The sequence below is a fragment of the Tessaracoccus sp. MC1627 genome, from assembly GCF_014164725.1.
In the GTDB taxonomy this organism is placed as follows: Bacteria; Actinomycetota; Actinomycetes; order Propionibacteriales; family Propionibacteriaceae; genus Arachnia.
On the sequence record NZ_JACJGA010000002.1, the window covers coordinates 48,398 to 71,011 of the forward strand.

The 22,614-nt window shown below is 69.3% G+C and carries 32 protein-coding genes; 6 read left to right on the forward strand and 26 right to left on the reverse strand.

Annotated elements, in window-relative coordinates:
- Window positions 1-7: 7 nt before the first annotated feature.
- The 13 genes from H5399_RS05250 to H5399_RS05305 form a co-directional block, all read right to left on the reverse strand.
- Window positions 8-928: a PD-(D/E)XK nuclease-like domain-containing protein gene (locus tag H5399_RS05250; RefSeq protein ID WP_182782000.1), complete on the reverse strand. Its 921-nt coding sequence runs from the start codon at window positions 926-928 to the stop codon at window positions 8-10.
- A complete protein-coding gene (locus tag H5399_RS05255; RefSeq protein ID WP_182782001.1) occupies window positions 928-1,149 on the reverse strand; it encodes a hypothetical protein in 222 nt (73 codons plus the stop codon). Before H5399_RS05255 ends, H5399_RS05250 begins: the two co-directional genes overlap by 1 nt.
- The gene (locus H5399_RS05260; RefSeq protein ID WP_182782002.1) at window positions 1,146-2,399 is read right to left on the reverse strand and encodes an AAA family ATPase; all 1,254 of its coding nucleotides are present in this window, start codon (window positions 2,397-2,399) and stop codon (window positions 1,146-1,148) included. Before H5399_RS05260 ends, H5399_RS05255 begins: the two co-directional genes overlap by 4 nt.
- Entirely contained in the window at window positions 2,396-2,644 is a 249-nt protein-coding gene (locus H5399_RS05265) for a hypothetical protein (protein WP_182782003.1), read from the reverse strand. Before H5399_RS05265 ends, H5399_RS05260 begins: the two co-directional genes overlap by 4 nt.
- Entirely contained in the window at window positions 2,641-2,943 is a 303-nt protein-coding gene (locus H5399_RS05270; protein ID WP_182782004.1) for a hypothetical protein, read from the reverse strand. The genes H5399_RS05265 and H5399_RS05270 overlap by 4 nt, the downstream gene beginning before the upstream one ends.
- The gene (locus H5399_RS05275) at window positions 2,940-3,116 is read right to left on the reverse strand and encodes a hypothetical protein (protein WP_182782005.1); all 177 of its coding nucleotides are present in this window, start codon (window positions 3,114-3,116) and stop codon (window positions 2,940-2,942) included. Before H5399_RS05275 ends, H5399_RS05270 begins: the two co-directional genes overlap by 4 nt.
- Window positions 3,113-3,307: a hypothetical protein gene (locus H5399_RS05280; protein ID WP_182782006.1), complete on the reverse strand. Its 195-nt coding sequence runs from the start codon at window positions 3,305-3,307 to the stop codon at window positions 3,113-3,115. The genes H5399_RS05275 and H5399_RS05280 overlap by 4 nt, the downstream gene beginning before the upstream one ends.
- Window positions 3,304-3,468: a hypothetical protein gene (locus H5399_RS05285; RefSeq protein WP_182782007.1), complete on the reverse strand. Its 165-nt coding sequence runs from the start codon at window positions 3,466-3,468 to the stop codon at window positions 3,304-3,306. The genes H5399_RS05280 and H5399_RS05285 overlap by 4 nt, the downstream gene beginning before the upstream one ends.
- 12 nt (window positions 3,469-3,480) lie before the next feature.
- Entirely contained in the window at window positions 3,481-3,615 is a 135-nt protein-coding gene (locus H5399_RS17910) for a hypothetical protein (RefSeq protein ID WP_255422076.1), read from the reverse strand.
- A complete protein-coding gene (locus tag H5399_RS05290) occupies window positions 3,612-3,833 on the reverse strand; it encodes a helix-turn-helix domain-containing protein (RefSeq protein ID WP_182782008.1) in 222 nt (73 codons plus the stop codon). Before H5399_RS05290 ends, H5399_RS17910 begins: the two co-directional genes overlap by 4 nt.
- Complete coding sequence (locus H5399_RS05295; protein ID WP_182782009.1) at window positions 3,830-4,060, reverse strand: hypothetical protein; 231 nt, start codon at window positions 4,058-4,060, stop codon at window positions 3,830-3,832. The genes H5399_RS05290 and H5399_RS05295 overlap by 4 nt, the downstream gene beginning before the upstream one ends.
- A complete protein-coding gene (locus H5399_RS05300) occupies window positions 4,057-4,854 on the reverse strand; it encodes a phage antirepressor KilAC domain-containing protein (RefSeq protein WP_220490857.1) in 798 nt (265 codons plus the stop codon). The genes H5399_RS05295 and H5399_RS05300 overlap by 4 nt, the downstream gene beginning before the upstream one ends.
- A gap of 70 nt (window positions 4,855-4,924) precedes the next feature.
- Window positions 4,925-5,182, reverse strand: a complete 258-nt coding sequence (locus H5399_RS05305) for a helix-turn-helix domain-containing protein (RefSeq protein ID WP_182782010.1) — start codon at window positions 5,180-5,182, stop codon at window positions 4,925-4,927.
- A 200-nt stretch (window positions 5,183-5,382) separates the two neighbouring features.
- On the opposite strand from H5399_RS05305, the gene H5399_RS05310 reads away from it, so the two are divergent.
- The 4 genes from H5399_RS05310 (at window position 5,383) to H5399_RS05325 (ending at window position 8,589) form a co-directional block, all read left to right on the forward strand.
- Window positions 5,383-5,955 (forward strand): helix-turn-helix transcriptional regulator, encoded by a 573-nt coding sequence (locus tag H5399_RS05310; protein WP_182782011.1) that lies wholly within the window; start codon window positions 5,383-5,385, stop codon window positions 5,953-5,955.
- On the forward strand, window positions 5,952-6,836 hold the full coding sequence (locus tag H5399_RS05315) for a hypothetical protein (protein WP_182782012.1): 885 nt from the start codon (window positions 5,952-5,954) through the stop codon (window positions 6,834-6,836). The genes H5399_RS05310 and H5399_RS05315 overlap by 4 nt, the downstream gene beginning before the upstream one ends.
- Before the next feature lie 270 nt (window positions 6,837-7,106).
- Window positions 7,107-7,529 (forward strand): ImmA/IrrE family metallo-endopeptidase, encoded by a 423-nt coding sequence (locus H5399_RS05320; RefSeq protein WP_220490858.1) that lies wholly within the window; start codon window positions 7,107-7,109, stop codon window positions 7,527-7,529.
- Window positions 7,516-8,589 (forward strand): tyrosine-type recombinase/integrase, encoded by a 1,074-nt coding sequence (locus H5399_RS05325; RefSeq protein ID WP_182782013.1) that lies wholly within the window; start codon window positions 7,516-7,518, stop codon window positions 8,587-8,589. The genes H5399_RS05320 and H5399_RS05325 overlap by 14 nt, the downstream gene beginning before the upstream one ends.
- Window positions 8,590-8,666: 77 nt before the next feature.
- Here the strand turns inward: H5399_RS05325 and H5399_RS05330 are convergent, their stop codons facing one another.
- Entirely contained in the window at window positions 8,667-9,611 is a 945-nt protein-coding gene (locus H5399_RS05330) for a DUF368 domain-containing protein (protein WP_182782014.1), read from the reverse strand.
- Window positions 9,612-9,837: 226 nt separating this feature from the next.
- Here H5399_RS05330 and H5399_RS05335 point away from each other — a divergent pair, with 226 nt between their 5' ends.
- Complete coding sequence (locus H5399_RS05335; RefSeq protein ID WP_182782015.1) at window positions 9,838-10,911, forward strand: GNAT family N-acetyltransferase; 1,074 nt, start codon at window positions 9,838-9,840, stop codon at window positions 10,909-10,911.
- Window positions 10,912-10,924: 13 nt separating this feature from the next.
- Here H5399_RS05335 and H5399_RS05340 read toward each other — a convergent pair whose 3' ends face one another.
- The 8 genes from H5399_RS05340 to H5399_RS05375 form a co-directional block, all read right to left on the reverse strand.
- Entirely contained in the window at window positions 10,925-12,142 is a 1,218-nt protein-coding gene (locus tag H5399_RS05340) for a glucose-1-phosphate adenylyltransferase family protein (RefSeq protein WP_182782016.1), read from the reverse strand.
- A gap of 2 nt (window positions 12,143-12,144) precedes the next feature.
- Entirely contained in the window at window positions 12,145-12,705 is a 561-nt protein-coding gene (locus H5399_RS05345; protein WP_182782017.1) for a dihydrofolate reductase family protein, read from the reverse strand.
- Window positions 12,706-12,716: 11 nt separating this feature from the next.
- A complete protein-coding gene (locus H5399_RS05350; protein WP_182782018.1) occupies window positions 12,717-13,376 on the reverse strand; it encodes an HAD family hydrolase in 660 nt (219 codons plus the stop codon).
- Between the two features lie 99 nt (window positions 13,377-13,475).
- Window positions 13,476-14,324 (reverse strand): MetQ/NlpA family ABC transporter substrate-binding protein, encoded by an 849-nt coding sequence (locus tag H5399_RS05355; RefSeq protein WP_182782019.1) that lies wholly within the window; start codon window positions 14,322-14,324, stop codon window positions 13,476-13,478.
- A 93-nt stretch (window positions 14,325-14,417) separates the two neighbouring features.
- Window positions 14,418-15,098 (reverse strand): methionine ABC transporter permease, encoded by a 681-nt coding sequence (locus H5399_RS05360; RefSeq protein WP_182782020.1) that lies wholly within the window; start codon window positions 15,096-15,098, stop codon window positions 14,418-14,420.
- Window positions 15,095-16,108, reverse strand: coding sequence for a methionine ABC transporter ATP-binding protein (locus H5399_RS05365; protein ID WP_182782021.1), 1,014 nt, complete (start codon window positions 16,106-16,108; stop codon window positions 15,095-15,097). Before H5399_RS05365 ends, H5399_RS05360 begins: the two co-directional genes overlap by 4 nt.
- A 116-nt stretch (window positions 16,109-16,224) precedes the next feature.
- A complete protein-coding gene (locus tag H5399_RS05370) occupies window positions 16,225-16,782 on the reverse strand; it encodes a type II toxin-antitoxin system PemK/MazF family toxin (RefSeq protein WP_182782022.1) in 558 nt (185 codons plus the stop codon).
- A 19-nt stretch (window positions 16,783-16,801) separates the two neighbouring features.
- The gene (locus H5399_RS05375; RefSeq protein WP_182782023.1) at window positions 16,802-17,377 is read right to left on the reverse strand and encodes a hypothetical protein; all 576 of its coding nucleotides are present in this window, start codon (window positions 17,375-17,377) and stop codon (window positions 16,802-16,804) included.
- 64 nt (window positions 17,378-17,441) lie between these two features.
- Here H5399_RS05375 and H5399_RS05380 point away from each other — a divergent pair, with 64 nt between their 5' ends.
- Window positions 17,442-18,041 (forward strand): bifunctional 2-polyprenyl-6-hydroxyphenol methylase/3-demethylubiquinol 3-O-methyltransferase UbiG, encoded by a 600-nt coding sequence (locus H5399_RS05380; RefSeq protein WP_182782024.1) that lies wholly within the window; start codon window positions 17,442-17,444, stop codon window positions 18,039-18,041.
- A gap of 42 nt (window positions 18,042-18,083) precedes the next feature.
- Here H5399_RS05380 and H5399_RS05385 read toward each other — a convergent pair whose 3' ends face one another.
- From H5399_RS05385 to H5399_RS05400, 4 genes are all read right to left on the reverse strand, one after another.
- Entirely contained in the window at window positions 18,084-19,058 is a 975-nt protein-coding gene (locus tag H5399_RS05385; RefSeq protein WP_182782025.1) for a DNA ligase, read from the reverse strand.
- 132 nt (window positions 19,059-19,190) lie between these two features.
- Complete coding sequence (locus H5399_RS05390; RefSeq protein WP_182782026.1) at window positions 19,191-20,363, reverse strand: M20 family metallopeptidase; 1,173 nt, start codon at window positions 20,361-20,363, stop codon at window positions 19,191-19,193.
- A gap of 12 nt (window positions 20,364-20,375) precedes the next feature.
- Window positions 20,376-20,969, reverse strand: a complete 594-nt coding sequence (locus H5399_RS05395; RefSeq protein ID WP_182782027.1) for a MarC family protein — start codon at window positions 20,967-20,969, stop codon at window positions 20,376-20,378.
- 78 nt (window positions 20,970-21,047) lie between these two features.
- Window positions 21,048-22,562, reverse strand: a complete 1,515-nt coding sequence (locus H5399_RS05400) for an acetyl-CoA hydrolase/transferase family protein (RefSeq protein ID WP_182782028.1) — start codon at window positions 22,560-22,562, stop codon at window positions 21,048-21,050.
- Window positions 22,563-22,614: the final 52 nt, after the last annotated feature.

Sequence of the window (22,614 nt, forward strand, 5' to 3'; positions counted from 1 at the left end):
GTGACGGCTAGAGGGTTGCGAGGGAGTCGGCGTAGGCGGCGAGCTCGGCGGCGATGTCGTCGGACAGTCGGTCGTCTTCGCCGCTGAGGAGCCACTTGGGTGGGTCGACGACGGTGACGCCGGTGTAGCCGGGCCACTGGTCTTCGGCGCGGCACTTGGCGTACAGGTCGATCGCGGCCCGGTTGCGGCTGTGTCCGATGGACAGGTATTCCTCGGACAATTCGACGACGGACACGAGGTAGGGCGGCGTCTTCTCGACGAGGACGAACCGGAAGGGTCCGCCTGTGAGGTTCAGGTCTTGGGCCATGTCGAGGTACCAGTCGGCCTGCTGGTAGTAGCCCAGGTCGACGGCGGTGCGGCGTGCGAACTTGAACGGGTCGGCGTCCACGCAGGTCTTGAGGTCGCCGACTCCGGCGGGGCTGAGTGCGTCGAAGCGGCAGCGGAGCCACATGCCGGTGCGGGGGTCGCGGCGGAACGCGGACACTTCTGTCTGGGTTCCGCCGGCGGCGAGCACCCTCATGGCTTCGGGGTGCGCCTTGATCGATTCGGCCATGGCGAGGATCTGGTCGTATTCGGCGGGCTTGAGGGGGGTGGCGCCGGCGGCGCGTGCCTGGGTGATGAACTCCTTCGCGGCGTCGGTGGAGATGGCCCCGTTCTTCGCGAGCTTCTCCTGGGGGATGCGGGCGATGGCTGCGCCGGAACCGAGGACCACGGTGTGCACGGCGTGGCCGAGGTCGAACACCTTCTTCGGGGGCTGGGGGTTGCGGCGCTCGTGGGCGAACTTCGCGGGGCCAGCAGGCTCCATCAGCTTCCGCGCCCAGGTGCTGGACAGGGAGCCGGAGGGCACGGGGTCGCCGAAGTAGGTGTCGGCGTCCATCAGGTACAGCCCTGGGGCCGTGATGGGGCCGTCGGCGGTGAGGGTGAGCATCAGTACTCCGGTTCGGGGACGATGGTTTGCGCCCAGCGCTGCCCGGCGGGGGCCCGCGTCAAGCGCTCCTCGCGGCCCTTCATCTCGGCCAGCCACTCGGGGGTGCGCAGGGCGGGCGAGGGGAAGGTGCTGCTGCGGTGAGTTGCGGGGGCGCCGCTTCGGTGGTCCGCGCACACCGAGCAGCCGCGGCAGCCGAGGGTGCCGGTGCCGTCACAGCTCATGGCGCGGCCACCTGTCCGTCCTCGATCACGACAGCCGACTCGGCCGGATCCGCCACGCGCTCGATCCACACCTGGAAGTCGCGCGCGGCGACCTGGTCCCGGATCGCCGTCATGCTGTCCTCGTCCAGGAGGGACCCGTCGAGGATGCGGATCACGCGCAGTCGCGGGTTCAGGGCCATGGCCATCGCCAGTGAGATCCGGATCTGCTCCGCGCTAGATGCCTGCGCGAACGGGACGCCCCGGTAGGTGACGCCGGACTCGTCGAACCCGAGACCGTCCACGGGGAACTCGGCGGCGGCCAGTGCCTCGGCCTTGCGGTGGTCGATGCTGTCGATCTGGGCGGTCAGTGCCTCGTATCGGTCGCGCATCTCGGCCTTGGTGGCGAGCAGTGCGCGGGCGTCGGTGTTCGCTCGGATGCGGCGGTTGGTGTCCTCGGCGCCCGTCAGTCGGGCTTCGATCCCGGCCGTGTCGACGTAGGCGGGGCATGAGGCGACGGTGTTGGCGAGGCGGGCGAGGGAGGCTTCCGCTTCGGCGAGCTGGCGCCGGAGTCGATCGACCCACTCGACGGCCTCGGCGTGGTCCGATTCTGCGAGCCTGCGGAGCCGGTTGGACTCCTCCGCCTCGCGTAGCTCCGCGATGATCGCCGACGCCGACACCTCTGCGGTGGGGAGCGTCTCGTCGATGGCGGGGATGTCGCCGATGGCCTTCCCGTGGCGCCCGATCTCGACGCGCTGCTCGTACAGGTCGCGGCGCTCTGCGTCGAGGGTGTCGAGGTCGACGTCGAGGTCCACAAGGTCAAGGAGGGCGGCGAGCTGCTCCCGGGCCGTCAGGCGGGTGAAGGCGAGCGGGTCGAAGGACAGTTGGCCCACGAGGTCGTCGAGCATCCGTTGGGGGGAGGAGTACTTCGCGCCATCGGCGGACTTGACGACAAGGCTGGTCTTGTCGCCGGTCCATGTGCGGGTGACGGTGAGGTCGCCGAGGTCGACGGTCACCGCCGCGTTGGTCTCGCCGTCGCGGATGGGGCGGGTGGTGCCCTTCGCGGCCGAGCCGCCGCCGAGGGCAAGCCAGATCGCGTCGAGGACGGAGGTCTTGCCCTGAGCGTTGCGGCCGGTGATGATCTGCATCGTCTGGTCGGGGGTGATCTCGACAGCCTTGAGGCGCTTCACGTTCTCGGCGGTCAGGCGAACGACCTTGAGTCCGGGCCGGGTGGTGGTTGTCATGGTGTCCTTCTCGTTGATCTGGGTGCTCATCTGACCGACTCCTTGAGCACAGCCATGAGCTGGTTGATGTCTGCCTCCAGTGCGTCGGGGATCAGCCCGGAGGCGGGGTCGGTGTCGAGGGCCAGGTCGCGGAGTTCGGCACGGATGTATGCGACGCGCTCGGCGAGGTCGGAGCTGCGGCAGACGATGCACATCTCGTGGGTCTCGACGAGGGCGGCTTCAACGTCGCGCATGTGGCGGGTCGATTCGCCGCAGGAGATACAGCGGGTGCTCATCTGCTCTCCCTGAGGGTGGGGAGGACGTGGATGTCGACGTGCTGCTCGTCGGGATGCGTGGAGCAGCGCCTGATCCGCAGCCACACCTCTTCCCCCGGGTCTGGGATGCGGTCCAGGATGCGATGCCCGCAGTCGAGGGCCGCGAGGTCCGAGTCGCCGAGGGTGTCGTCGTGGCCACGGAGTCCGTCGCGCACTGCCTTGAACACCGCGGTGGCGATGAAGGCGACCAGGATGACGATGCCGGCGGCGATCGCTGCGACGGCGATCCAGCCGAGGACTTCCAGCGCGGCCGTCATCATGCGGCCCTCAGCGCCTCGACCTCGGCGCGCAGCTGCTGCAACTCCGTGAGGTACTTGAGCGCCAGCTCGTGCTTGAGGGGGATCTCCAACGCTCTGACGGCCACGATCAGGGAGTCCAGGTCGCCGTCGATGGCGCGGTTGATGGTGTCGACGGGCACCGTGTCGCCGCTCACGACTCGTCCACCAGCCGCTTGAGCTGGGCTGCGATGACGGCGAGGTTCGCGTTGATCGCCAGCAGCGCGTTGATCTGCGCGGACCCCATCGAGAACTGGACGTCGGCGGGGTGTTGCAGCTCGGCGGCGTTGCGCATGTCGCGGGCCGCGGCGTCGGTGTGCTGCATGGCGTTGACGATGGCGGTGCTCATCGGAGCACCTCCCGCTGCGCAGGACCCCAGGCGAGGTCGACGCGGGCCCACGGGGCGGGGTGGGGCAGCGGGTCAGGGAACGCGCGGCGGGCAGCAGCGCGGGGGGCGAGCAGGTCGAGGACGCGGCCGACGAAGCGGCGGGAGCGGGTGCGGCGAGGCATAGATGGGTCCTTTCAGATGGCTACGGCGAGGAGCCAGCAGCAGGCGATGGTGACGGTGAGGGTGGCCAGCAGCCAGGCGATGCGCCCAGCGACGGTGGCGAGGGTGGCGTTGATGGCGCGGTCGATCCACAGGTCCATGGCGGTCACGCAGCCGGGAGGCCGCGGCGGGCCAGGTCGAGGGGGGTGCGGGCCTCGTCCGCGAGACGCTTCTCGACGGAGGCCCGGTCGATCAGCAGCCGGCGGGAGCGTCCCCCGATCGTGGTCTGCATGCGGCCCCGCAGGATCGTGGCGCGCCACATCTTGCGGACGGTCTTGATGTCGACGCGCAGCAGCTGCGCGGCCTCGGCGGCGGTCAGCTCGGTCATGGCTTGGCCGCGCATTCGGGGCAGAGGTCGCGGACCTCGCGCAGCCCGCCGGGGAGCTTGACGCCGCGCCGGACCCAGCCGACCTTCTTGGCCTGGTCGCGGGCGATGGCACCCGACCTGGCCGGGATCACCTGCCAGTCGGCCTCGTCGACGTCGCGGCGACGGTGACGGGCGGCGCAGTCGGCGCCGTTGTCGCACTGCAAGCGGTACTCGATCGCGGTGATCATGCGGCACCGTCCACGGAGAAGCGCCCGTCGAGGAAGCGTGCGATGAAGTAGCCCTGGCCCTTGCCGGTCACCTTCGGGGTGATGCTGATCGACGTGTGGCCGTCGGAGTGGACGACGACGGTCTCCTTGATCTCGAGGACGCCCAGCTCGATGGCGCGCTGCGTGGGCCGGTTGTAGTCGGTGCCGTTGCGGGCGATGAGGAACCCGTTGGCGCGCATCCACTTGAACAGCCGCACGGCGCCGGTCTCGATGCCGTTGTCGCGGAGCATCTTCGCCAGGTCGCCGACGAGGATGCTCGTCTTGGATGCGGCCACCGCGTCAGCGAAGATCACCTTCGGCCGGTCGGCCTCGGCGCGGGCCTCAAGCTGGGCCCGCTGGGCACGTTCCTCCTTCAACTCGCTCAGGAGCCGGATCGCGGTGTCAGGGTCCGCGAGCATCGCCTCGACGGTGGAAGCGGTGGCGTACATGCCGCGCTTCCGGATCGAGGGGAGGACGTCGGCGACCACCCAGCGCTGCAGCCGCTTCACGAACTCGCGGGCGGCGGCGTCCTTGATGTATCCGGCCTGTCGGTTCAGGCATGCGCGGTAGAAGCCGGCCTCGGAGACGACGGTCATCTCCTGGTCGCCGCCAGGGGTCCGCACGATCTGCGGACCCTTCTCGTCGTCGTCAAGGGTCCGGGTCAGGTCGTACGCCTCGCGGTAGCCGAGGGCCTTGGCCAGGTCGGCCGCGACGACGCATTCGCCGACGAACCGCATCTGGTTCCCCTCGAAGGTGAACGGGGTAAGATTGCTCACGAGATTTTCCTTTCGTCTCGTTCTTGGCCCTCGTCTGTTGCTGCAGGCGGGGGCCGGTTTTCTTGTGGGGTCAGGCGGCCTTGGCGGTGCGAGGGTGCCCGGTCTCGTCGATGACGCAGATGTCATTGACGTTGACGTTGAGAGCGACGCAGAGGGCGGCGATGAACCGCGTCCCGGGCCGCTGCTTGCCGGACTTCACGCGGGAGTAGCTGGCGTGCGACATCCCCATGGCGGTGATCAGGGCTCGGTCGTCCTGGAGGTCACGCAGTTGCCGCATGACCTGGACTCGGTCCCACTGGACCTCTAGGTCGGGGTGTTGTTTGGGCATGCCCCGTACGTTACGCCTAACGCGTACGTACACGCAAGCCAAGGAATATAACGATCCGATAACGGTGATCCCCCGCGAGGGGCTCGCTGCGGGCGGGACTAGCGGAAGCACAGCGCTGTAACTTCTGACTAGGGCGTTACCTATACGTAACGACGTGGCACAATCCGTACGTGAACGCACATAGGCCTACCGTTGAAGGCGTGACCTGGACCCAGTTCGTGCGGACCGTCGCAACCGAGACCCCTCACGCGGAGATCGGCCGAAGGATCGGCATCACTGGGGCGAGCGTCGGCCGCTGGTTCTCCCTGGGTTCCCTCCCGGACCCTCAGACAGCAGCCAAGTTCGCCAGGGCATTCAGAAGGCCAGTGCTGGAAGCGTTCGTCGCGGCCGGCTTCCTCACCGCCGACGAGGCGGGGGAGCAGCCCACGGCGCCACCCTCACTGGCAACGCTCAGCGACGACGACCTCATCGAGGAAGTCCGCCGCAGGATGACAGGAGGTTCCCATGGTCTGGTCGACTCGGCTCAGAAGAGCGCCAAGGCGGCGGTGACGCCCATCGAGGGTCCTCCCGTTGACTACGCCTGGTCGAACGAACTCGACATCGCCACACCAATAGCACCTGAGGGGGAGGGCGACGAGCCTCTCCCGGTGACGTCACCCGACGACGTGGCGCTGGCCGCCCGGAGGACCCGGTCAAGGGGGAAGCAGATGCAGGCAGAGGCCGACGCGCTGGGCGAGGAATCACAAGATCTTGGGGGAACGGATCCGGCATGAACAACCCACTGATACCTGTCGACGACACGCCAGTCGTTGAGGAGTCTGAGTTCAGCGTCAAGTACGACGGCGACGAGTACGAAGGGGAGATGTCGGCGCGAGAGCTGGCCAGCGCCCTCCAGGGCATGGCCGACTTCGCAGATGGCGTTGCCGCCGCAGCGTCCGACGGCAAGTCAAAGGTTCGGGTCAAAGTGCAGGCGACAGAGACGGGCTCCTTCGACATCGTCGCACTCGTCGAAGTGTTGACCGGTCCTGGCATCGGGGCTGCCGTCGCCTACGCCTTCAGGTTCTACTGGATGCACATGAGGAAACGCGTGAAGGCGGCCACCTACGTGGCGGAGCATGACACGTGGGAGGTTGTGTTCCTCGGCGGTGAGGTGGTCCATTTCACGCAGGAGGAGTGGCGCCTTTGGAACAACAAGCGTGCGCGTAAAGCGCTTGGGCGGATCGCCGCGCCCCTTCGAAGCGGGGCCAGATCGTTGACGGTCAAGGCGGCTGACGCCGAGCCTCTCAAGGTCGAGGCCGTGGATGCGGAACGACTCAGCGAACCCCCAAGCGCGGAGCCGCGGGACCGACGATTCGAAGTGTCAGCATGGCCCGATACCGTAGCTTTCGACCCGGCAAAGACGTGGCGGATGATCACGCCGGACGGATCCCTCTCGGCTACCATAGAGGACAGAGAGTTCTTGCAGAGCGTCGCCACTGGGCACGTTCGGGTCGGCGTGAACGACGTATTTCGGCTCGCGGTTCGCCGCGAGTGGGTCGAAACTGATGAGGGTGACGAAGCGAAGGTTCGGCACTTCATCGAGAAGGTCATCGGCCACGAGCCAGGAGCTGAGCAGGATGAGTTGCCGCCAGGAGACCAAGACGCCGCTGATTAGCGGCGCGTTCGTCGTCGTCTCGACACGGACGTTCCTGCTCATGCTCTCCGTGGGTCCCACTGGCTACTATGCCCCGCGCTGGTTCGCGCTGGTGCTCTGCGCAGCCCTCGTTGGCTCCCTGATCCTTGACTGGCGGCGCACCCGCGGAGTCCTCCGCACTGGCTGATCATCACGGTCACGCTGGATCTGGCGACCCGCCGCTCTAGGTGCAACCGTCGCCCACAGCGAGGGTTGAGGCGGCTTGTCGTACCTCCCCGCCACGATGGCGGCATGGAACATCCTTGGGGGAGGCTGCGGGAGCTTGGCGACTGGCTGATCGGCTGGGCGCATCTACCCGTAGACCTGGTCGGCATCACTCACCACAACGCGCGCGTCATCGTCCTCGACAAGCGCCTCCTGCAGGCTGAGCGGCGCTGCACCCTCGCGCACGAGCTCGAGCACGTGGCCCGCGGTCCACTGCCTGCGGATCCAGTCCTCGCTGCCCGCGAGGAAGCTTCGATCGACGAGGTGGTGGCCCGCCGGCTGATCTCGCTCTGCGCGCTGGGCGATGCGCTGGCGTGGTCCCAGGAGCCACACGAGGCCGCCGATCTGCTCTGGGTCGACGTCCCTACCCTCCGTGCCCGTCTCGCGTCGCTGGAACCAGCCGAGCGGGCCTACCTGATCCAGCGAACGGAGCACCATGGCTGTAGCTGACCTGTGGCATGTGCGCGGCGGGGCCCGCTGCCCGGAGTGCCGCACGAAGGCCGGCGCCCCATCCACTAGGCACGGCCGCGGCGCCAGGTGGCGGGTGACGGTCGGGGACCATCCCTCGCGGGCGTTCACCGTGAAGGCTGACGCGGAGGCCTGGGAGGCGTCGCTGAAGCTGAACCCCTGGGCGGGGCCTGGATCCACCGTCGGCGAGCTGCTGGACCTGTGGCTGGCGGGGAAGCGGGGCTTGAGCCCTGGCGGTCTTGAGCAGTGCCAGCATGCCGTCAACAGGGTGCGGCCCGTGTGGGGCGCGCGCCTCGCCACCCACGTGGAGCGCGCCGAACTACAGGCCTGGATCGCCGGCCTCAGCATCGGTGCCCGGCCGGCGTCGCAGACCGTGAAGGCGAAGGCCGGACAGGCCCTCGCCGGGGCCCTGCAGATCGCCGTGGAACGCGGCCAGCTGGCCAGCAACCCGGCCCGCCAGCTGCGCTACGGCCGCGCCACACGCCGCCAGGCCCGCTTCCTTGCCGTCGGCGAGCTCGCGGCCCTCGCCGGGGCATCGTCGTGGCCTGCGATGGTGTGGATGCTCGGCACCGGCGGCTATCGGGCCTCTGAGGCCCTGGCGTTGACGGTGGGGGACGTGGACCCCGGGCGTGGTCGTGCGCGCGTCCAGCGGTCCAAGAACGGCGAGGGACGCGACGTGCCGATCCTGCCGTCGGTGCTCGCGATGCTCGACCTCGACCGGCCCCGCGGCCGATGGCTGCTTGAGCACCCGCGCGGCGAGGCGGGATCCAGGGACCGGCGGGCGCTGCGCAACAACGTCGTCGCCCCGGCGGCCGCACGGGCCGGACTGGGTGCGGTGACCACGCATGACCTGCGGCACACCGCAGCGTCCCTGGCGATCGCGGCCGGGGCGGATGTCAAGATGGTTCAAGCGATGCTCGGGCACGCCTCGGCGACCCTCACGATGGACACTTACGGGCACCTGTTCGAGGGCGGCCTGGACGGGGTGGCGGCGAAGATGGAGCGCATGATCTCGACCAGATTTCTACCGCCCCCGCTCTGACTAGGACTTATCCTAGCTTCCCAAGCTTGATACGCGGGTTCGATTCCCGTCGCCCGCTCCACAGCGGCCTCGTCGCCTCAGGCGTCGACGACCTTAGCGGCCGCTTCCTCGATCTCGTGGCGCTTGTCGCTGACCGTGTCCTCGAACTTGCTGAACAGGAACGACGCGACGGTGCCCACCAGCAGCATGGCCACAGCGAAGAGCACGGCGGTGGTGAGGCTCAACCCGCTCGCGTCCAGACCCTCCGCCGTGAAGGCGGGGAACACGACGGTGGGGAAGATCGCCAGAGACGAACCGATCACCATGCCCAGGATGAAGTGGTACATGCCGCCGAAGTAGCGGTCGAACAGCCAGGCCGCCCCCTTGGCGAGGAGCAGGACGCAGGCCACCACACCCAGGAACAGCGGGATGGTCACCGCCAGGTCGAAGTCCTTGATGCCGCTGGCCATCTTGTCGTAGAGGCCGAAGTAGATGAGGAAGTTCGACGGCGACATCCCAGGCACGATCACGCCCAGGCCGATCAGTGCGCCGGAGCCGAACCAGACGGGGATGCTCGGCGGCACCTGGACCAGCATCTGGCCCCCCGCGAGCATGAGCAGGAAGATCGCGGTGGCGGCGACGCCCATGATCGCCAGGTGCGTCGGGGTGCGTCCGTTGCGGCCGGCCTGCCGGTACAGCGACGGGAACGTGCCGATCACGAACCCGATGAACAGGCAGGTGAACTGGGCCGCGTAGGAGGCGAAGGCGGCTTCCACCACGACGGAGAAGCCCAGGACGCCGATTCCCATGCCGATCGCGATGGGGATGAAGAACAGCACGTTGCGCACGAAGTGGTGCCGGACGTTGGCCAGGAAGCGGATCATCGGGTCGTACAGCCCGAAGATCACCGCCAGAACCCCGCCCGAGAGCCCGGGCAGGATGGCGCCGACGCCGACCGCGATCCCCTTCAACAGCCGACCGAGCCACGAGCGGGGGGAGTCCGGTCGGTCGACGACCGACTCGCGGTGGGTGTGTGCGGTCATGGGCGCCTCTTCTCTGTCTTCAAGGCTCCCACCCTACGTTCCGGCCCGGCGCGTGCCAATCTGATGCCCGTGCGTCCACACCCGCCCCACCGTCGAGGCAGCGCCCACGGCTGTGCACGACACGCCGTCTGAACCGCCGGCTGGGCGCTCCTGCGACGACGGGGTGCGCAACACGCGGCGTTTCGTGCACGACCCCGCCCAGCCCACTGCGATTAGGCTCGACCCCGTGCTCCACATCGTGCCGCTCCCGTTGCCAGACACCCACACAGACCCCTCGTGGCGGGATCTCTGCACACTCGTCCGCGCCAACGAACGCGAGCTCATCGGCGGGCCGCAGTGGGACGTCGACGACGAACCCCACCTCGCCTCCGAGCGTGAGGACACCGAGGCGGTGCACCGCCGGTGGCTGGCCTACGTCGACGACGCCCCCGCAGGCTTCCTGGCGGCCGGAACCTCACTCGTCGACTCCCCGGAGAGCGCCACAGTCGCCGTCTACGTCCTCCCCGAACACCGCAGCCGGGGCGTGGCCACCGCACTGATCGAGGCCTTCGAGGCCGACCCGCCGCCAGGCCTGACCAGGGTGAAGGCGTGGGTGGAGACCCCCATCACCGACGGCGCCACGCTGTCTCCGCCGTCGGGCCACGGCGCGATAGACCCTGACCATCCCGGTGTGCGCCTCGCCCTCAAGCACGGATTGAGGCTCGGCATCGTGGAGCGGGTCAGCCGCTACGACTTCGCCACGCCGCTGGTCGACCCGGCTGAGGCCCTCGCCGAGGCGCAGGCCAGGGCGGGAGACGAGTATGAGGTGCTCACCTGGGAGGGCGAGTCGCCGGACGATCTCCTTGCTGGGCAGGCGGTCCTCAAGGAGCGGATGGCCGCGGACCAGCCGCTAGGGGACCTCGCGGTGGTGGAGAGCAGCTGGGACGCCGAACGCCTGCGGGAGCGCGAGCGCGTGACGCTCGTGACCAACCGGCTGTTCCACGCCGTCGTCCGCCACGCGCCCAGCGGGACTGTCGCGGCGGTGAGCGAGATGGCCCTGGACCGCAGTAACCCCGAGGCGTTCGTGGACCAGTACGACACGATCGTGCTTCCCGAGCATCGCGGCAGGCGCCTGGGGATGCTGGTGAAGGCAGCCAACCTCCTGCAGGTGCGTCGGGCGGTCCCGACGGCGACGTCGATCGTCACCTGGAACGCGGCCGAGAACCGGTACATGCTCGACGTCAACGAGGCGCTCGGGTTCTACCCCATCCTGATCAGCGGAGGCTTCGAGCGGGCCGTCGGCCCGGAACTGACCTCCTGACCGAGCCCGGGCATCAGGACCTGACCGCCTCCACACGGTCCCCCGGCGCCAGCTTCCGACGGCCCCGCACGTGCGCCCCCATGCCGACCAGGACCAGGTCGTCGGTGGACACCTCGCCAGCCGGCTCCGCCCCGACGATGGCGCCCTTCCCGACGACGGCTCCCTCGTCGACGATGGCGTAGCGGATCTCCGCCTCCTCGCGGATCTCGACGTCGGTGAGGATGACGGCGTGATCAACCACCGCGCCCGCCGCGACACTCACGCCCGGCCCCAACACCGAATGCCGGACCGTGCCTTCGACCACGCAACCAGGCGAGATGAGGGAGTCCTCCACCGTCGCCCCGGCAAGGATCCGCGCGGGCAGTCTCTGGTGGTCCCGCGTGAACACGGGCCAGGCCGGGTCGTCGAGCTCAAGGTCTGGCTTCCCGCGCACCAGGTCCATGTGGGCCGCGAAGTAGGTCTCGGGACGGCCGAGGTCCTTCCAGTAGCCCTCCAGCCTGAAGTCGAACACCCGGCCACGATCGACGAGCGCGGGCACCAAATGCTCGCCGAAGTCTCCCAGGTTCGTCGAGGTCCCGGACGCCAGCTTCTCCACCAGGGCATCCAGGGTGTCGAGGAGCACGTCGGTGCTGTAGGCGAAGACCTCCGTGGTCACGGTGTCGGTTCGTGGCTCCTCCGGCTTGAGTTCGAATCCGATCACCCGACCCTCGTCGTCGACCTCCACCACGCCGTGGTGCGTCGCCTGCTCTGCGGGCACCCGCGTGGACACGATCGTGAGGTCGGCGCCGCGCTCGAGGTGGGCGCTCACGACGTCGGCGAAGTCCAGCCGGTAGACGTGATCCGCGCTCAGCACGAGCAGGACGTCCGGCGCGAACTGGCGGATCACCTCACGTGACTGGTAGATGGCGTCCGCGTTGCCCTCGTGCCACCCCTCCTCGTCCTCGAGGTCGCGTCGCTGCTCGGGGGTGAGGAGGCGCAACCCACCGCGGGTGCGGTCCAGGTCCCACGGCCGCCCACCCGCGACGACGTCGACGACGGACTGCACCTCGTACTGGGCGGCCACCCACACGTCGTCGATGGCGCTGTTGCGCAGGTTGCTGAGCGGCAGGTCGATGAGCCGGTACACACCGGCGACCGGCAGCGCCGGCTTGGCCCGTCGCGCCGTGAGCACGTCCATCCGGCTGCCTTCGCCCCCGGCGAGAATCAGCGCAAGAACTTTCGGGCGGTTCACGGTCACTCCCCGGGTGTGACCCGGTATACCAGCCGCGCGAACTGGCCGACGGCGGCGGCTGACACCAGCTGCAGGCGGCTCGATTCGACGCGGCGCGGAAACAGCGGCGCCCCACCGGTCAGCGCCACCGGGGCCACCGACAACGCGATCTCGTCCAGCGCTCCCGCGTCCAGGAACTGGCCGGCCAGATCGCCGCCGCCGACCACCCAGATGTCGCCGTCCCCGGCGGCCTCCCTGATGGCGGGCAACGCCTCGGACACGGGTCCGGACACGAACCGGATGTCCGCCCCCGCGGGGACCGGGAGGCTGCGGGTGGTGAAGACGAAGGTGGGGCGATCGCCGTGGAACTCGGCCCACTTCTCCGGGTGGGCGAGGATGTCGGACTCGGCAAGAACCCATTCATACGTGGTGGATCCCTCCACCATCACGGCGGCGTCGGACGGGAAGAGGCCCTCATCCGGCTGGTCACCACCCGCGACCGCGAAGAGCCAGGCCAGGGAGTTGTCCTCGTCGGCGATGAAACCGTTGAAGCTGGTGGCAGTGTCGAACACGATGCGTCCCATGCCGGTCAAGCCTAATCGAGGATCAGGCGGCTGACCTCGGCTGCTGTATCGACGACGACCTCAGCCCCCGCGGACTCCAGCTCGTCGCGGGTCGCGGCGCCCGTCGTGATGCCCATCGCCCGCATGCCCGCGGCCAGCGCCATGTCCATGTCGGAGGTCGCGTCGCCGACGTACCACGTCTCGGCCGCGACGGCGCCCAGACGCTCCAGCCCCACGAACGCCGAATCGGGGGCCGGCTTGCCGCGGTCCACGTCGTCGGTGCTGACCACCGTGTCGATCAGATGGCGAAGCTCGGTGATGGTCAGCAGGTGGGCCGCCTGCGGACCGCCCTTGGCCGTGACGACCCCGATCGCGTAGCCACCGGCGCGCAGTTCGTGCAGCATGGCGCGCACGCCCGGCAGGACCAGCGACGGGCCGGCCTCATTGACCGCCTGATGCAGGGCGCCGCGGTACTCCAGGATGATGGCCCGCATGCGGGCCCCGTCGTCGGCGAACTCGTGCAGCTCGGCCATGGCGTCCTCGATGGGCCGCCCGATCAGGGGGTACACGTCCTGCGGCACGCACGCGATGCCGTGCGAGTTCAGGGTGTCGCTGATGTGTTGGGCGATGAGGGGGACCGTGTCGGCGAGGGTGCCGTCCAGGTCGAAGAGGACCGCGCGCGAGCTGTTCACCCCGCCAGCCTAATGCCGCCCGGCCCACCAACGTCGGCCCGGACGTGATGAGGGGCCGCCGAGCAGTGTGTGCTCGACGGCCCCTCAACGTCACAGGGATCAGGCGTTTCCGGGGATCACGTCGCCGGACGGCCAGGTTTCGGCGATGAAGTCCGCCACCTCGGTGGAGTGCAGGAGCTCCTCCAGCGTCGCGATGCCGGGGTTCTCGTCGCCGGTGCGCCACACGAGCATGTTGGCGTACGGGTTGCCCTCAACCTCTTCGGACTCGATGGCCTCGTTGGGGTCCAGGCCGGCGGTGAGGATGAAGTTGGCGTTGATCACGGCCGCGTCGACGGCGGGGTCCGACATCTGCTGCACGACGACCTCGGGCTGGGTCTCCTCGAACTGGAACCCCTTCGGGTTCGCATCCTCGGTGAGGGTCAGCACGGTGGCGTCCGACGGCACCTCGGTCAGCAGCCCGGCCTTCTCGAGCAGCTTGAGGCCGCGGTACTGGTTGGAGACGTCGTTGGTGATCGCGATGGTGGCGCCGTCGGGGATGGCGTCGACGGAGTCGTGCTTGTCCGAGAACAGCTTCAGCGGCTCGATGTGGACGCCCTCGCCGGCGGTGAACTCGTAGCCCTTGTCCGCGATCTGGCTCTCCAGGTACGGGAGGTGCTGGAAGTAGTTGGCGTCCAGCTCCTCTGAGGCGAGCGCCTCGTTGGGGAGGACGTAGTCGTCGAATTCGCGGATCTCGATCTCCAGGCCGGCTTCCTCGGCGAGATTGTCGCGGACGAACTCGAGGATCTTGGCGTGGGGCACCGGGCTGGCGCCGACGACGAGGCTGATCACCTCGCCGGAGGCGGCCGAGGACGCTTCGCCCGAGGTCGACGGGGTGGCGCTTCCGCCGCACGCCGTCAGGGTCATGGCGGCTGCCACGGAGGCAGCGATCGTGGTGAGAATCTTGTGCATCAGGAGGAGTCCCTCTCTGTTCGGGGCCGACAACAAGTTGGCCAGTTTCTTTCTGTCCAGCGCGGAGCTGGTCTCCCACAGGGTGGGAAGGTCTTAGCGGTGGTCCACGGCCCGGCTGATCCGGTCGCCGAGCCATTGGACGCCCTGCACCAGGATGACGATCAGGATCACCGTGATGACCATGACATCGGGCGAGAAGCGCTGGAAGCCGTAGTTGTAGGCGAGGCGCCCCAGGCCACCGCCGCCTACCAGTCCGGCCATCGCCGAGTAGCCGATGATGGTCACCACCGTGGTGGTGATACCCGCCACCAGCCCAGGGAGGGCCTCAGGGATGAGGACCTTCGTTATGGACTGCATCTTCGAGGAGCCCATCGCGTGGGCGGCGTCCAGCTTGCCGGGGTGCACCTCGCGCAGCGCGGTCTCGACGAGGCGCGCGAAGAACGGGATCGCCGCGATCGCCAGCGACACCGACGCCGCGATGGGGCCCAAGGAGGTGCCGACGATCCAGCGCGTGAAGGGGATCAGCGCGAGCATCAGGATGGCGTAGGGAATGGACCTCGTGATGTTGACCACGATGTTCGAGAGCACGAAGTTGAGGGCACGGTTCTCCCCGAGCGCGCCCTTCTGCGTGACGTACAACACCACGCCGAGCGGCAGCCCGATCAGCACGGTGGCGAGGCTGGTGATGCCCATCATGAGGAGCGTCTCCCAGATGGCGGGAAGGAGCGCCTTCTGCAGGGCGGGGTTGTTGAACCAGGTCTCGAGGAGAATCACTGCGCCGACCCCTCAATCGCGCTGCGGGAGGTGAGCTTCGCGTCGGCGCCCTGGGCGCGCAGCAGCTCGATCACCCGCTGCGGGTCAGTGCCGGGGGGGACCGAGATCCGCAGGTGGGAGAAGGTGGTGCCGGCGAGGTGCTCCACGCTCCCGGCCACGATGTTGAGCTCGGCGCCCACCTCGTGTGAGGTGTGCGCCACCACGGGCATGGCGGCCTTCTCACCTGAGGAGAGCACGTCGACGTAGGTGCCGTGCACGGCATCCAGCGGGGCGTGAGGCGGAATGCCGAGCAGCGCCTCGGCGAGCCGGGAGTCAAGGCTGTTGACGACTTCGACGAGGGGGCCGGACTCGACGATGCGGCCCCCGTCGAGCAGAGACACCGAATCACAGATCTTCTTCACCACATGCATCTCGTGGGTGATGACGAGCACGGCGAGGCCGTCGCGACCCTTGAGGCTCAGAATCAGGTCCAGGATCTCGTCGGTGGTCTTCGGGTCCAGGGCGGAGGTGGGCTCGTCGAACAGCAGGACGTCCGGCTCCGTGGCCAGCGCGCGGGCGATGCCGACCCGCTGACGCATGCCGCCGGACAGCTGCGCCGGGTAGGCGGGGCCGGAGTCCGGGAGGCCGACCACGCGGAGGAGTTCGGCGACCTTCGCGTCGCGCTCGGCCTTCGGCATCCCGATCAGCTCGAGCGGGTAGCCCACGTTGTCCGCGATGGTGCGCGAATCGAAGAGGTTGGCCTGCTGGAACACCAGACCGATGCGACGACGGGCCGTGCGCAGCGCGTCGGCGTGGGCCGCGGTGAGGTCCACGCCGTTGATCTCGACTGTTCCGGAGGTGGGTCGGTCCAGGAGGGTGAGGCAGCGCACGAGGGTGGACTTCCCGGCGCCGGAGTGCCCGATGATGCCGTGGATGGAGCCTGCGGGGACCGTGAGGGTGACGCCGTCCAGGGCGCGCACCTCGCGCTTGCCCTGGAGGTAGACCTTGGTCAGGTCCGTCACGGTGATCATGGGCGCCTCTCGTTGCTTCTGGTCCACTATTCAATCAGGGACCGTGGCGGAGACCCGAATCGGCGGCGGTGATGTTCACCGGCAGCGCAACGTCATCGGTGGCTGAGGCGCCCGGCTCAGTAGTGGCGGCGGACCTTTCGCGCCACGGCGTCGAAGATCTGTTCGTCCAGGATGGCGCCCACGCGGCGGACCGCGTCCGGGTCGATCCGGATGATCCGGTTCACTCGCACCTCGCTGGGGCGGCGCTGATTGTCCCACTCCCCGGTGCCGATGTCTGTCCAGTAGCGGCCGGCGTCGGCTTCCTGGGCCGCGTCGACGTCGTGGTCCTGCGAGGTGACCTGCAGGCCCAGCAGCCAGCCGCCGTCGCGCCCGATCAGGAGCACGGGCCTGTCCTTGCCCTGACTGGAATCCTCCTCGTACGGCACCCAGGTCCACACCACTTCGCCCGGGTCGGGGCGACCGTCGCGGTGCGGGTTGTACACGATCGTCGGAGCCTGCCGGTAGTCGCCGGGATAGCCGCCCGAGGCCGCAGGCGGGCGGGGGGAGCGGGTGGGTTCGGCGGGCCGCCTGGTGGCGCGGCGGCGGGCCTGGGGCGCGGTGGCCCTGTCGATCGCGCGGAGGGCGACGTCGCGGACCACGCGGAGGGCGCCGTCGAGGAAGGGGTTCGAAGCCATGGTCAGTGAGCCTAGGGCCTCACCGGAACCGCGGCAGCCGGCCGTAGAAGATGGAGCTGGGCCTGCGGTACGCCTCCGGCCGGATGGCGCGCACCTGCTCCCACTGGCGGAAGTACCTCGTCGACGGCGGGAGGAACAGCAGCGCCCACCCCACGACGGCGAGGCCGAGGCCGATGAACGCCCAGTCGCTGAGGATCGCGGCGAAGCCGCCGGCCAGCGCAACGGCCACGAGGCCGCCCCACCGCGTCCATCGCCACCCGTTCCAGGCCTGGAAGCCCACCACCCCGCACGCGCCGCCGGCCAGCACCAGCGCCGCGGCGAACCCGCCCTCCAGCGTGAGCGACAGCCACTTTCCCGGCTCGGGCGCCACCCATTCGATCAGCCGCGCCGAGGTGACGTAGCTGTCCGGGTGCGCCGCCAGCCACCAGTGCCAGCCGTAGGCGGCGGCGAGCGCGGCCACGGCCAGGTACTGAAGGATCGCCGAGACCAGCACGACGGCGGGGCGCGTCGGCTCGCCCGTGCGCGGGCTGCGCGGCACGTCGCCGTGCAACTCCTCGATGGGCGGGAGCGTCGCGATGGGCTGGGGCTCGGTCATCGCCACCAGCCTACCGGCGCCCGCGACTGTTGCCCCTGGCTCGGGATCGGCGGGATACTTGGGCATGCCACACGAGCACGACTGGGATCAGGCCTACCGCGACACCGACAGAATGTGGAGCGGGGAGCCCAACGCCGCCCTGGTCGCGGAGGCGCCGAAGCTGCGCCGCGGGCGTGTGCTGGACGTGGGCTGCGGCGAGGGCGCCGACGCCATCTGGCTGGCGGCGCACGGCTGGGAGGTCACGGCGCTCGACCCGTCGCTGGTGGCGATCGAGCGGGGGCAGAGGGCGGTGGAGGCCACCGGACTCATCGTCGAATGGGTGCTCGGCAGCATCGGGCAGGCGCCCCTCCCGCACGACGACTTCGACCTCGTCTCCGCGTTCTACGTGCCCCTGCCCAAGGACTCGCCGGCCGTTGACGCGCTGGCCTCCGTCGTCGCTCCCGGCGGCGCGCTGCTGGTGGTGCACCACGCGGACTTCAACCCGAAGCACTCGCACGTCGACCCCGCCACGCTGGCCTATCCCGACGACGTGGTCGAGCGGCTGGGCGACGGCTGGACCGTGCTGGTGCACGAGCGGCGCGCACGGAGCGTGGCCGAGGGGGCTGGGGCGCACCACCACGACGACATCGTGCTCGTCGCGCGCCGCGACACTGCCGCTCCCTGACCTGAGGAACCGAGCGTCGCGGTGTGTCCCTGGCCCAGTGCGCTACTGGAGATCCGCAGTCGCGGCCTCGACGGGGGACACGTCTGGGCGCAGCGCCCGCAGGACGGGCTGGCGGAGGGCGCCGTCGGGCGTCACGTTGAGGTAGCGCACCTGCACGCACAGCATCGGTTCGACCCAACGGGCCTGGCGGGCCACCGGGTCCGCGGGCACGGGCTCGAACGGGGGAGTGGGGCGTTCGGTGTCGCGGAGGACCGCCAGCAACGTGTCCCGGTCGGAGTGCCCGAGTCCGGAGCCCACCCGCCCCATCGGATACAGCACCGGCCGCGCCTCGAAGGTGGCCTCGTCGCTCGGCTGCCCCACCCACAGCGCGCCCAGCGCATGCTCGTTGCCACCCTCCGGCAGCCACCCGCCGATGACCACCACCAGCTCGGAGCGGTGCGGGGTCTTGACCCAGTCGTCGCTGCGCACCCCTGGGCGGTAGATCGACGAGCGCCGCTTGCTCATCACCCCCTCGAGGCCCGCCTCTCGGGTGAAGTGCGCCAGCTCAGCGCCGTCGTCGAAGAGCTCCGAGAGCCGCCAGGCGGGTCGGTTGAGGTCCAGTGCGTCCAGCGCGGCGCGACGCTCGTGCAGCGGGCGGCGGGTGAGGTCCGTCCCGGCGAGGTGCAGCAGGTCGAACACGACGAAGGTGACGGGGCGCTCCACGGCCCAGCGGGCGGCGCGGCGGGCATCGCGGACGTTCATCCGGGGCATGATCGCATGGAACGACGGCGTCCCCTCGGGGCCCATCGCCACCACCTCGCCGTCGAGCACGGCGCCCTCCGGGAGCCCGACGGCCCCGGCGGCCACCTCCGGGTACGCCACCGTGATCTCGCCGTCGGTGCGGTTGGTCAGCCGCAGCCGGCCGTCGCGGATCTCGCCCAGGGCGCGGACCCCGTCCCACTTGATCTCGTGCACCCACTCCGGGCCAACCGGCGGAAGGCCGGGGGTGGCCGACGGTGTGGCGAGCATGGGGCGCATGCCGCCCATCATGCCCGCGACACTGCCGCCGCGCCCCGCTGGGCACGAAACGCCGTCGCAATCGTGGGGGAGCGCCCTCAGCGTGGTCGACGGGCGGGTCAGGCGGCGTGTCGCGCCCGGGAGGGCCGCCGGTCAGGCGCCGATCTTGCGCAGCGCCAACTCGGTGAACAGCGCCGCCCCGTCGGCGACGACGGCGTCGTCGAAGCGGGCGTAGGCGGAGTGGTTGAACGGTGCGGTCAGCGGGTCCAGGTCCGGCGGGCAGGCGGACAGACCGATGAAACACCCCGGGGCCTCCTGCAGGAGGCGTGAGAAGTCCTCGGCGCCGGCCAGCGGGTTCTTCCACCGCAGGTGTCGATCCTCGCCGAACAGGTCCGTCACCGCCTCCGCCACGACGTCGGCCTCGGCATCGTCGTTGACGGTGACCGGGTACTGCTCCAGCAGCTCGAACTCGCCCCGCACCCCGTGCGCCGATGCGATCCCGGACACCACCTCGGGGATGGTGGTGATGAGCTTGTCCCGCACCGACGTGTCGAAGGTCCGCAGCGTGGCCTCCAGCCTGCCCTCCTCGGGGATGACGTTGGCGATGGTGCCGGCCTGCAGGAGCCCGACGGTGACGACGACGGGGTTCTGCACGTCGAAACGCCTTGTCACCATGGTGTTGAGCGCCAGGGCGATCTCCGCCAGCGCCGGCACCGGATCTGCCGCGAGCTGCGGTGTCGAACCGTGGCCACCGCGACCCACGACCCGCACCTTCGCCACGTCAGAGCTGGCCATCACGGTGCCTGGCTTTGTGGAGAACACTCCGTGCGGATCCAGCGCGGCCCACACGTGGATGGCGTAGACCCAGTCCGGCCGCGACCCCGCCACGTCCAGCAGCCCCTCCTCCAGCATGAACCTGGCGCCGTCGACTCCCTCCTCGCCGGGCTGGAACATGAAGATCACGTCACCCGCCAGGGAGTCGCGGCGGGCGCACAGCGCGTGCGCCGCGCCGATCAGCATGGCCATGTGGAGGTCGTGGCCGCAGGCGTGCATGGCGCCGTTGGTGGAGGCGTAGTCCAGCCCGGTGAGCTCCTCGACCGGGAGGGCGTCCATGTCGGCTCTCAGCAGGACGACGGGGCGCTTCCCCTCAGTGGTCAAGCCTCCGCGCAGCACGCCGACGACGCTGGTGACGTTCCGCCCGAGCGTGATCTCCAGCGGCAGCCCGTCCAGTGCCTCCAGCACCCTGGCCTGCGTCTGCGGCAGTTGAAGCCCCACCTCCGGGATCTGGTGGAGTTCGCGGCGCAGGGAGATGAGGTCGGGCGTCATGGACAATTCATATCAGGCCAGGAAGAAGGCCTTCGTGCCGTCGAACATCATCTGGACCGCCATGATCACCAGGATCATGCCCATCAGGCGCTCCACCGCGACCAGCGCCCGGGTGCCGACGACACGCTGCAGGAAGCCGGAGAAGTACAGGGTCACCGCGGTCACCAGCCAGGCCAGGACCAGCCCGCCGAGGAACCACTGCCAGTTTCCGGGGTCCTGGCTGACCAGCACCACGATGACCGCCAGCAGCGACGGCCCGGCGATATAGGGCACCGCCAACGGAACGATGAACGGCTCATCGTGGGTCATGGGCTCGGCCAGGTTGCGCTCGGACGTGGGGAAGACCATCCGGATCGAGATGAGCAGCAGAATGACGCCGCCGGCCGCCTGCAGCGCGGCCTGGTCGATGTGCAGCACGCTCAGCATGGACTGGCCGAGGAACAGGAAGGCCACCATCACGGCCAGGGCGATCAGGCACTCGCGCAGGATCACCCACTGCCGCCGCTCGGGCTTGGTGCGCTGGAGGGAGGTGAGGAACAGGGGAGCGTTGCCCAACGGGTCCATCACCAGGAGAAACGTGACGAACGACGAGAGCATCAAGGCCATGGCCGGATCCTATCGCCGGACAGAGGAGGGCCCCCACCGTCGAACGGCGGGGGCCCTCGTCAGCGGCCTGTGCTCAGGTCACGGGACCATGGTGCCGGTCTCGAGGAACCGCACGTGCCAGCCCAGCGCGGTGGCAAGGTCGTGCGGGGTGTGCTGACCGTTGGCCTTCTTCTCCGCCAGCTTGACGTACTCGCGCAGCGGCTCCTTGAAGTCCGGGTGGGCGCAGTTCTCGATGACCTTCAGCGCGCGCTGGCGGGGGGCCAGGCCGCGCAGGTCCGCGAGGCCCTGCTCGGTGATCAGCACCTGCACGTCGTGCTCGGTGTGGTCCACGTGGTTGACCATCGGAACGATGCAGGAGATGGCCCCGCCCTTCGCCGTCGACGGCGTCACGAAGCTGGAGACCCAGCCGTTGCGGGTGAAGTCACCCGAGCCGCCGATGCCGTTCTGCATGCGCGAGCCCATGACGTGGGTGGAGTTCACGTTGCCGTAGATGTCCGCCTCGATCATGCCGTTGCAGGCGATGACGCCCATTCGACGGATGGCCTCGGGGTGGTTGGACACGTCCTGGGGGCGGAGCACGATCTTGTTGCGGTACTCAGCAGCCTTGTCGTTCATCCGCTCGGCGGCGATGGGGCTGAGCGAGAACGCGGTGGCCGACGCCACGGTCAGCTTGCCGGAGTCCAGCAGATCCACCATGCCGTCCTGGATCACCTCGGTGTAGGAGGTGAGGTTCTCGAATGGTCCCTCGAGGAGGCCGGCCAGCACCGCGTTTGCGATGTTGCCGACGCCGGATTGCAGCGGAAGCAGGTTCTCGGGAAGACGCCCGGCCTTGACCTCAGCGCCGAGGAAGTCGAGGAAGTTACCTGCGATGGCGCGCGAGTCGTCGTCGAGGCCCTTGAACGGCGTGTTGCGGTCTGCCGAGTTGGTCTCGATGATGGCGATCACCTTGCTGGGATCAACCTTGAGCACCTTGCCGCCGATGCGGTCCCCGGCGTTCTGGATGGGGAGCGGGACCCGGTTGGGCGGCAGCGCGCCGATGGGGTAGTAGATGTCGTGCATGCCGAAGAGCTCTTCGGACTGCCACGAGTTCACCTCGATGATGACGGCGTCCGCGTGGTCCAGGTACGTGCGGTTCATGCCCACCGAGGACGAGGGGACGATGTCGCCCTCCGCCGTGATGGAGGTGGCCTCGACGACGGCGACGTTGAGGTGGCCGAGGAAGCCCTGCGACACCTGGGGTCCCATGTGGGAGAGGTGGATGTCCTGGTAGTACGAGGTGCCGGCGTTGATGGCGCTGCGCATCTCGGGGTCCGACTGGTACGGGGCACGGTACGAGATGCCGCCCGTGCGGGCCAGGACGCCGTCGAGCTCGGGGGCAGTGGACGCTCCGGTCCACACGCCGATCCGGAACTCTTCGCCGTGCCCGTGCCGGGCGTCGATGATGGCGGCGAGGGCCTCCGGGAACGCCTTGGGGTAGCCGGATCCGGTGAAGCCCGAGAAGCCGACATTCCATCCGTTCTGGACGAGGGCGGCGGCGTCGTGGGCCGACATGACCTTCTGCTTGAATGCCTCGTTGCGGATGCGACCTGACATCTGTCCTCCTTGAAGATTTGCGGTGCGCTCTCACCCTACCGGCGAACGCACG

Coding starts and splice junctions, on each gene's coding strand:
- H5399_RS05345 (WP_182782017.1), bottom strand. CDS start 12,705: ATGGGACGCATCGTGTTCGACACTGCCACCAGCTTCAACGGTTTCATC.
- H5399_RS05375 (WP_182782023.1), bottom strand. CDS start 17,377: ATGACCGAGCCCCAGCCCATCGCGACGCTCCCGCCCATCGAGGAGTTG.
- H5399_RS05285 (WP_182782007.1), bottom strand. CDS start 3,468: ATGCCTCGCCGCACCCGCTCCCGCCGCTTCGTCGGCCGCGTCCTCGAC.
- H5399_RS05365 (WP_182782021.1), bottom strand. CDS start 16,108: ATGATCACCGTGACGGACCTGACCAAGGTCTACCTCCAGGGCAAGCGC.
- H5399_RS05250 (WP_182782000.1), bottom strand. CDS start 928: ATGCTCACCCTCACCGCCGACGGCCCCATCACGGCCCCAGGGCTGTAC.
- H5399_RS05280 (WP_182782006.1), bottom strand. CDS start 3,307: ATGAGCACCGCCATCGTCAACGCCATGCAGCACACCGACGCCGCGGCC.
- H5399_RS05260 (WP_182782002.1), bottom strand. CDS start 2,399: ATGAGCACCCAGATCAACGAGAAGGACACCATGACAACCACCACCCGG.
- H5399_RS05305 (WP_182782010.1), bottom strand. CDS start 5,182: ATGCCCAAACAACACCCCGACCTAGAGGTCCAGTGGGACCGAGTCCAG.
- H5399_RS05390 (WP_182782026.1), bottom strand. CDS start 20,363: ATGACGCCCGACCTCATCTCCCTGCGCCGCGAACTCCACCAGATCCCG.
- H5399_RS05290 (WP_182782008.1), bottom strand. CDS start 3,833: ATGACCGAGCTGACCGCCGCCGAGGCCGCGCAGCTGCTGCGCGTCGAC.
- H5399_RS05270 (WP_182782004.1), bottom strand. CDS start 2,943: ATGATGACGGCCGCGCTGGAAGTCCTCGGCTGGATCGCCGTCGCAGCG.
- H5399_RS05320 (WP_220490858.1), top strand. CDS start 7,107: ATGGAACATCCTTGGGGGAGGCTGCGGGAGCTTGGCGACTGGCTGATC.
- H5399_RS05380 (WP_182782024.1), top strand. CDS start 17,442: ATGCCACACGAGCACGACTGGGATCAGGCCTACCGCGACACCGACAGA.
- H5399_RS05325 (WP_182782013.1), top strand. CDS start 7,516: ATGGCTGTAGCTGACCTGTGGCATGTGCGCGGCGGGGCCCGCTGCCCG.
- H5399_RS05265 (WP_182782003.1), bottom strand. CDS start 2,644: ATGAGCACCCGCTGTATCTCCTGCGGCGAATCGACCCGCCACATGCGC.
- H5399_RS05395 (WP_182782027.1), bottom strand. CDS start 20,969: ATGGCCTTGATGCTCTCGTCGTTCGTCACGTTTCTCCTGGTGATGGAC.
- H5399_RS05400 (WP_182782028.1), bottom strand. CDS start 22,562: ATGTCAGGTCGCATCCGCAACGAGGCATTCAAGCAGAAGGTCATGTCG.
- H5399_RS05370 (WP_182782022.1), bottom strand. CDS start 16,782: ATGGCTTCGAACCCCTTCCTCGACGGCGCCCTCCGCGTGGTCCGCGAC.
- H5399_RS05355 (WP_182782019.1), bottom strand. CDS start 14,324: ATGCACAAGATTCTCACCACGATCGCTGCCTCCGTGGCAGCCGCCATG.
- H5399_RS05385 (WP_182782025.1), bottom strand. CDS start 19,058: ATGCGCCCCATGCTCGCCACACCGTCGGCCACCCCCGGCCTTCCGCCG.
- H5399_RS05295 (WP_182782009.1), bottom strand. CDS start 4,060: ATGATCACCGCGATCGAGTACCGCTTGCAGTGCGACAACGGCGCCGAC.
- H5399_RS05330 (WP_182782014.1), bottom strand. CDS start 9,611: ATGACCGCACACACCCACCGCGAGTCGGTCGTCGACCGACCGGACTCC.
- H5399_RS05315 (WP_182782012.1), top strand. CDS start 5,952: ATGAACAACCCACTGATACCTGTCGACGACACGCCAGTCGTTGAGGAG.
- H5399_RS05255 (WP_182782001.1), bottom strand. CDS start 1,149: ATGAGCTGTGACGGCACCGGCACCCTCGGCTGCCGCGGCTGCTCGGTG.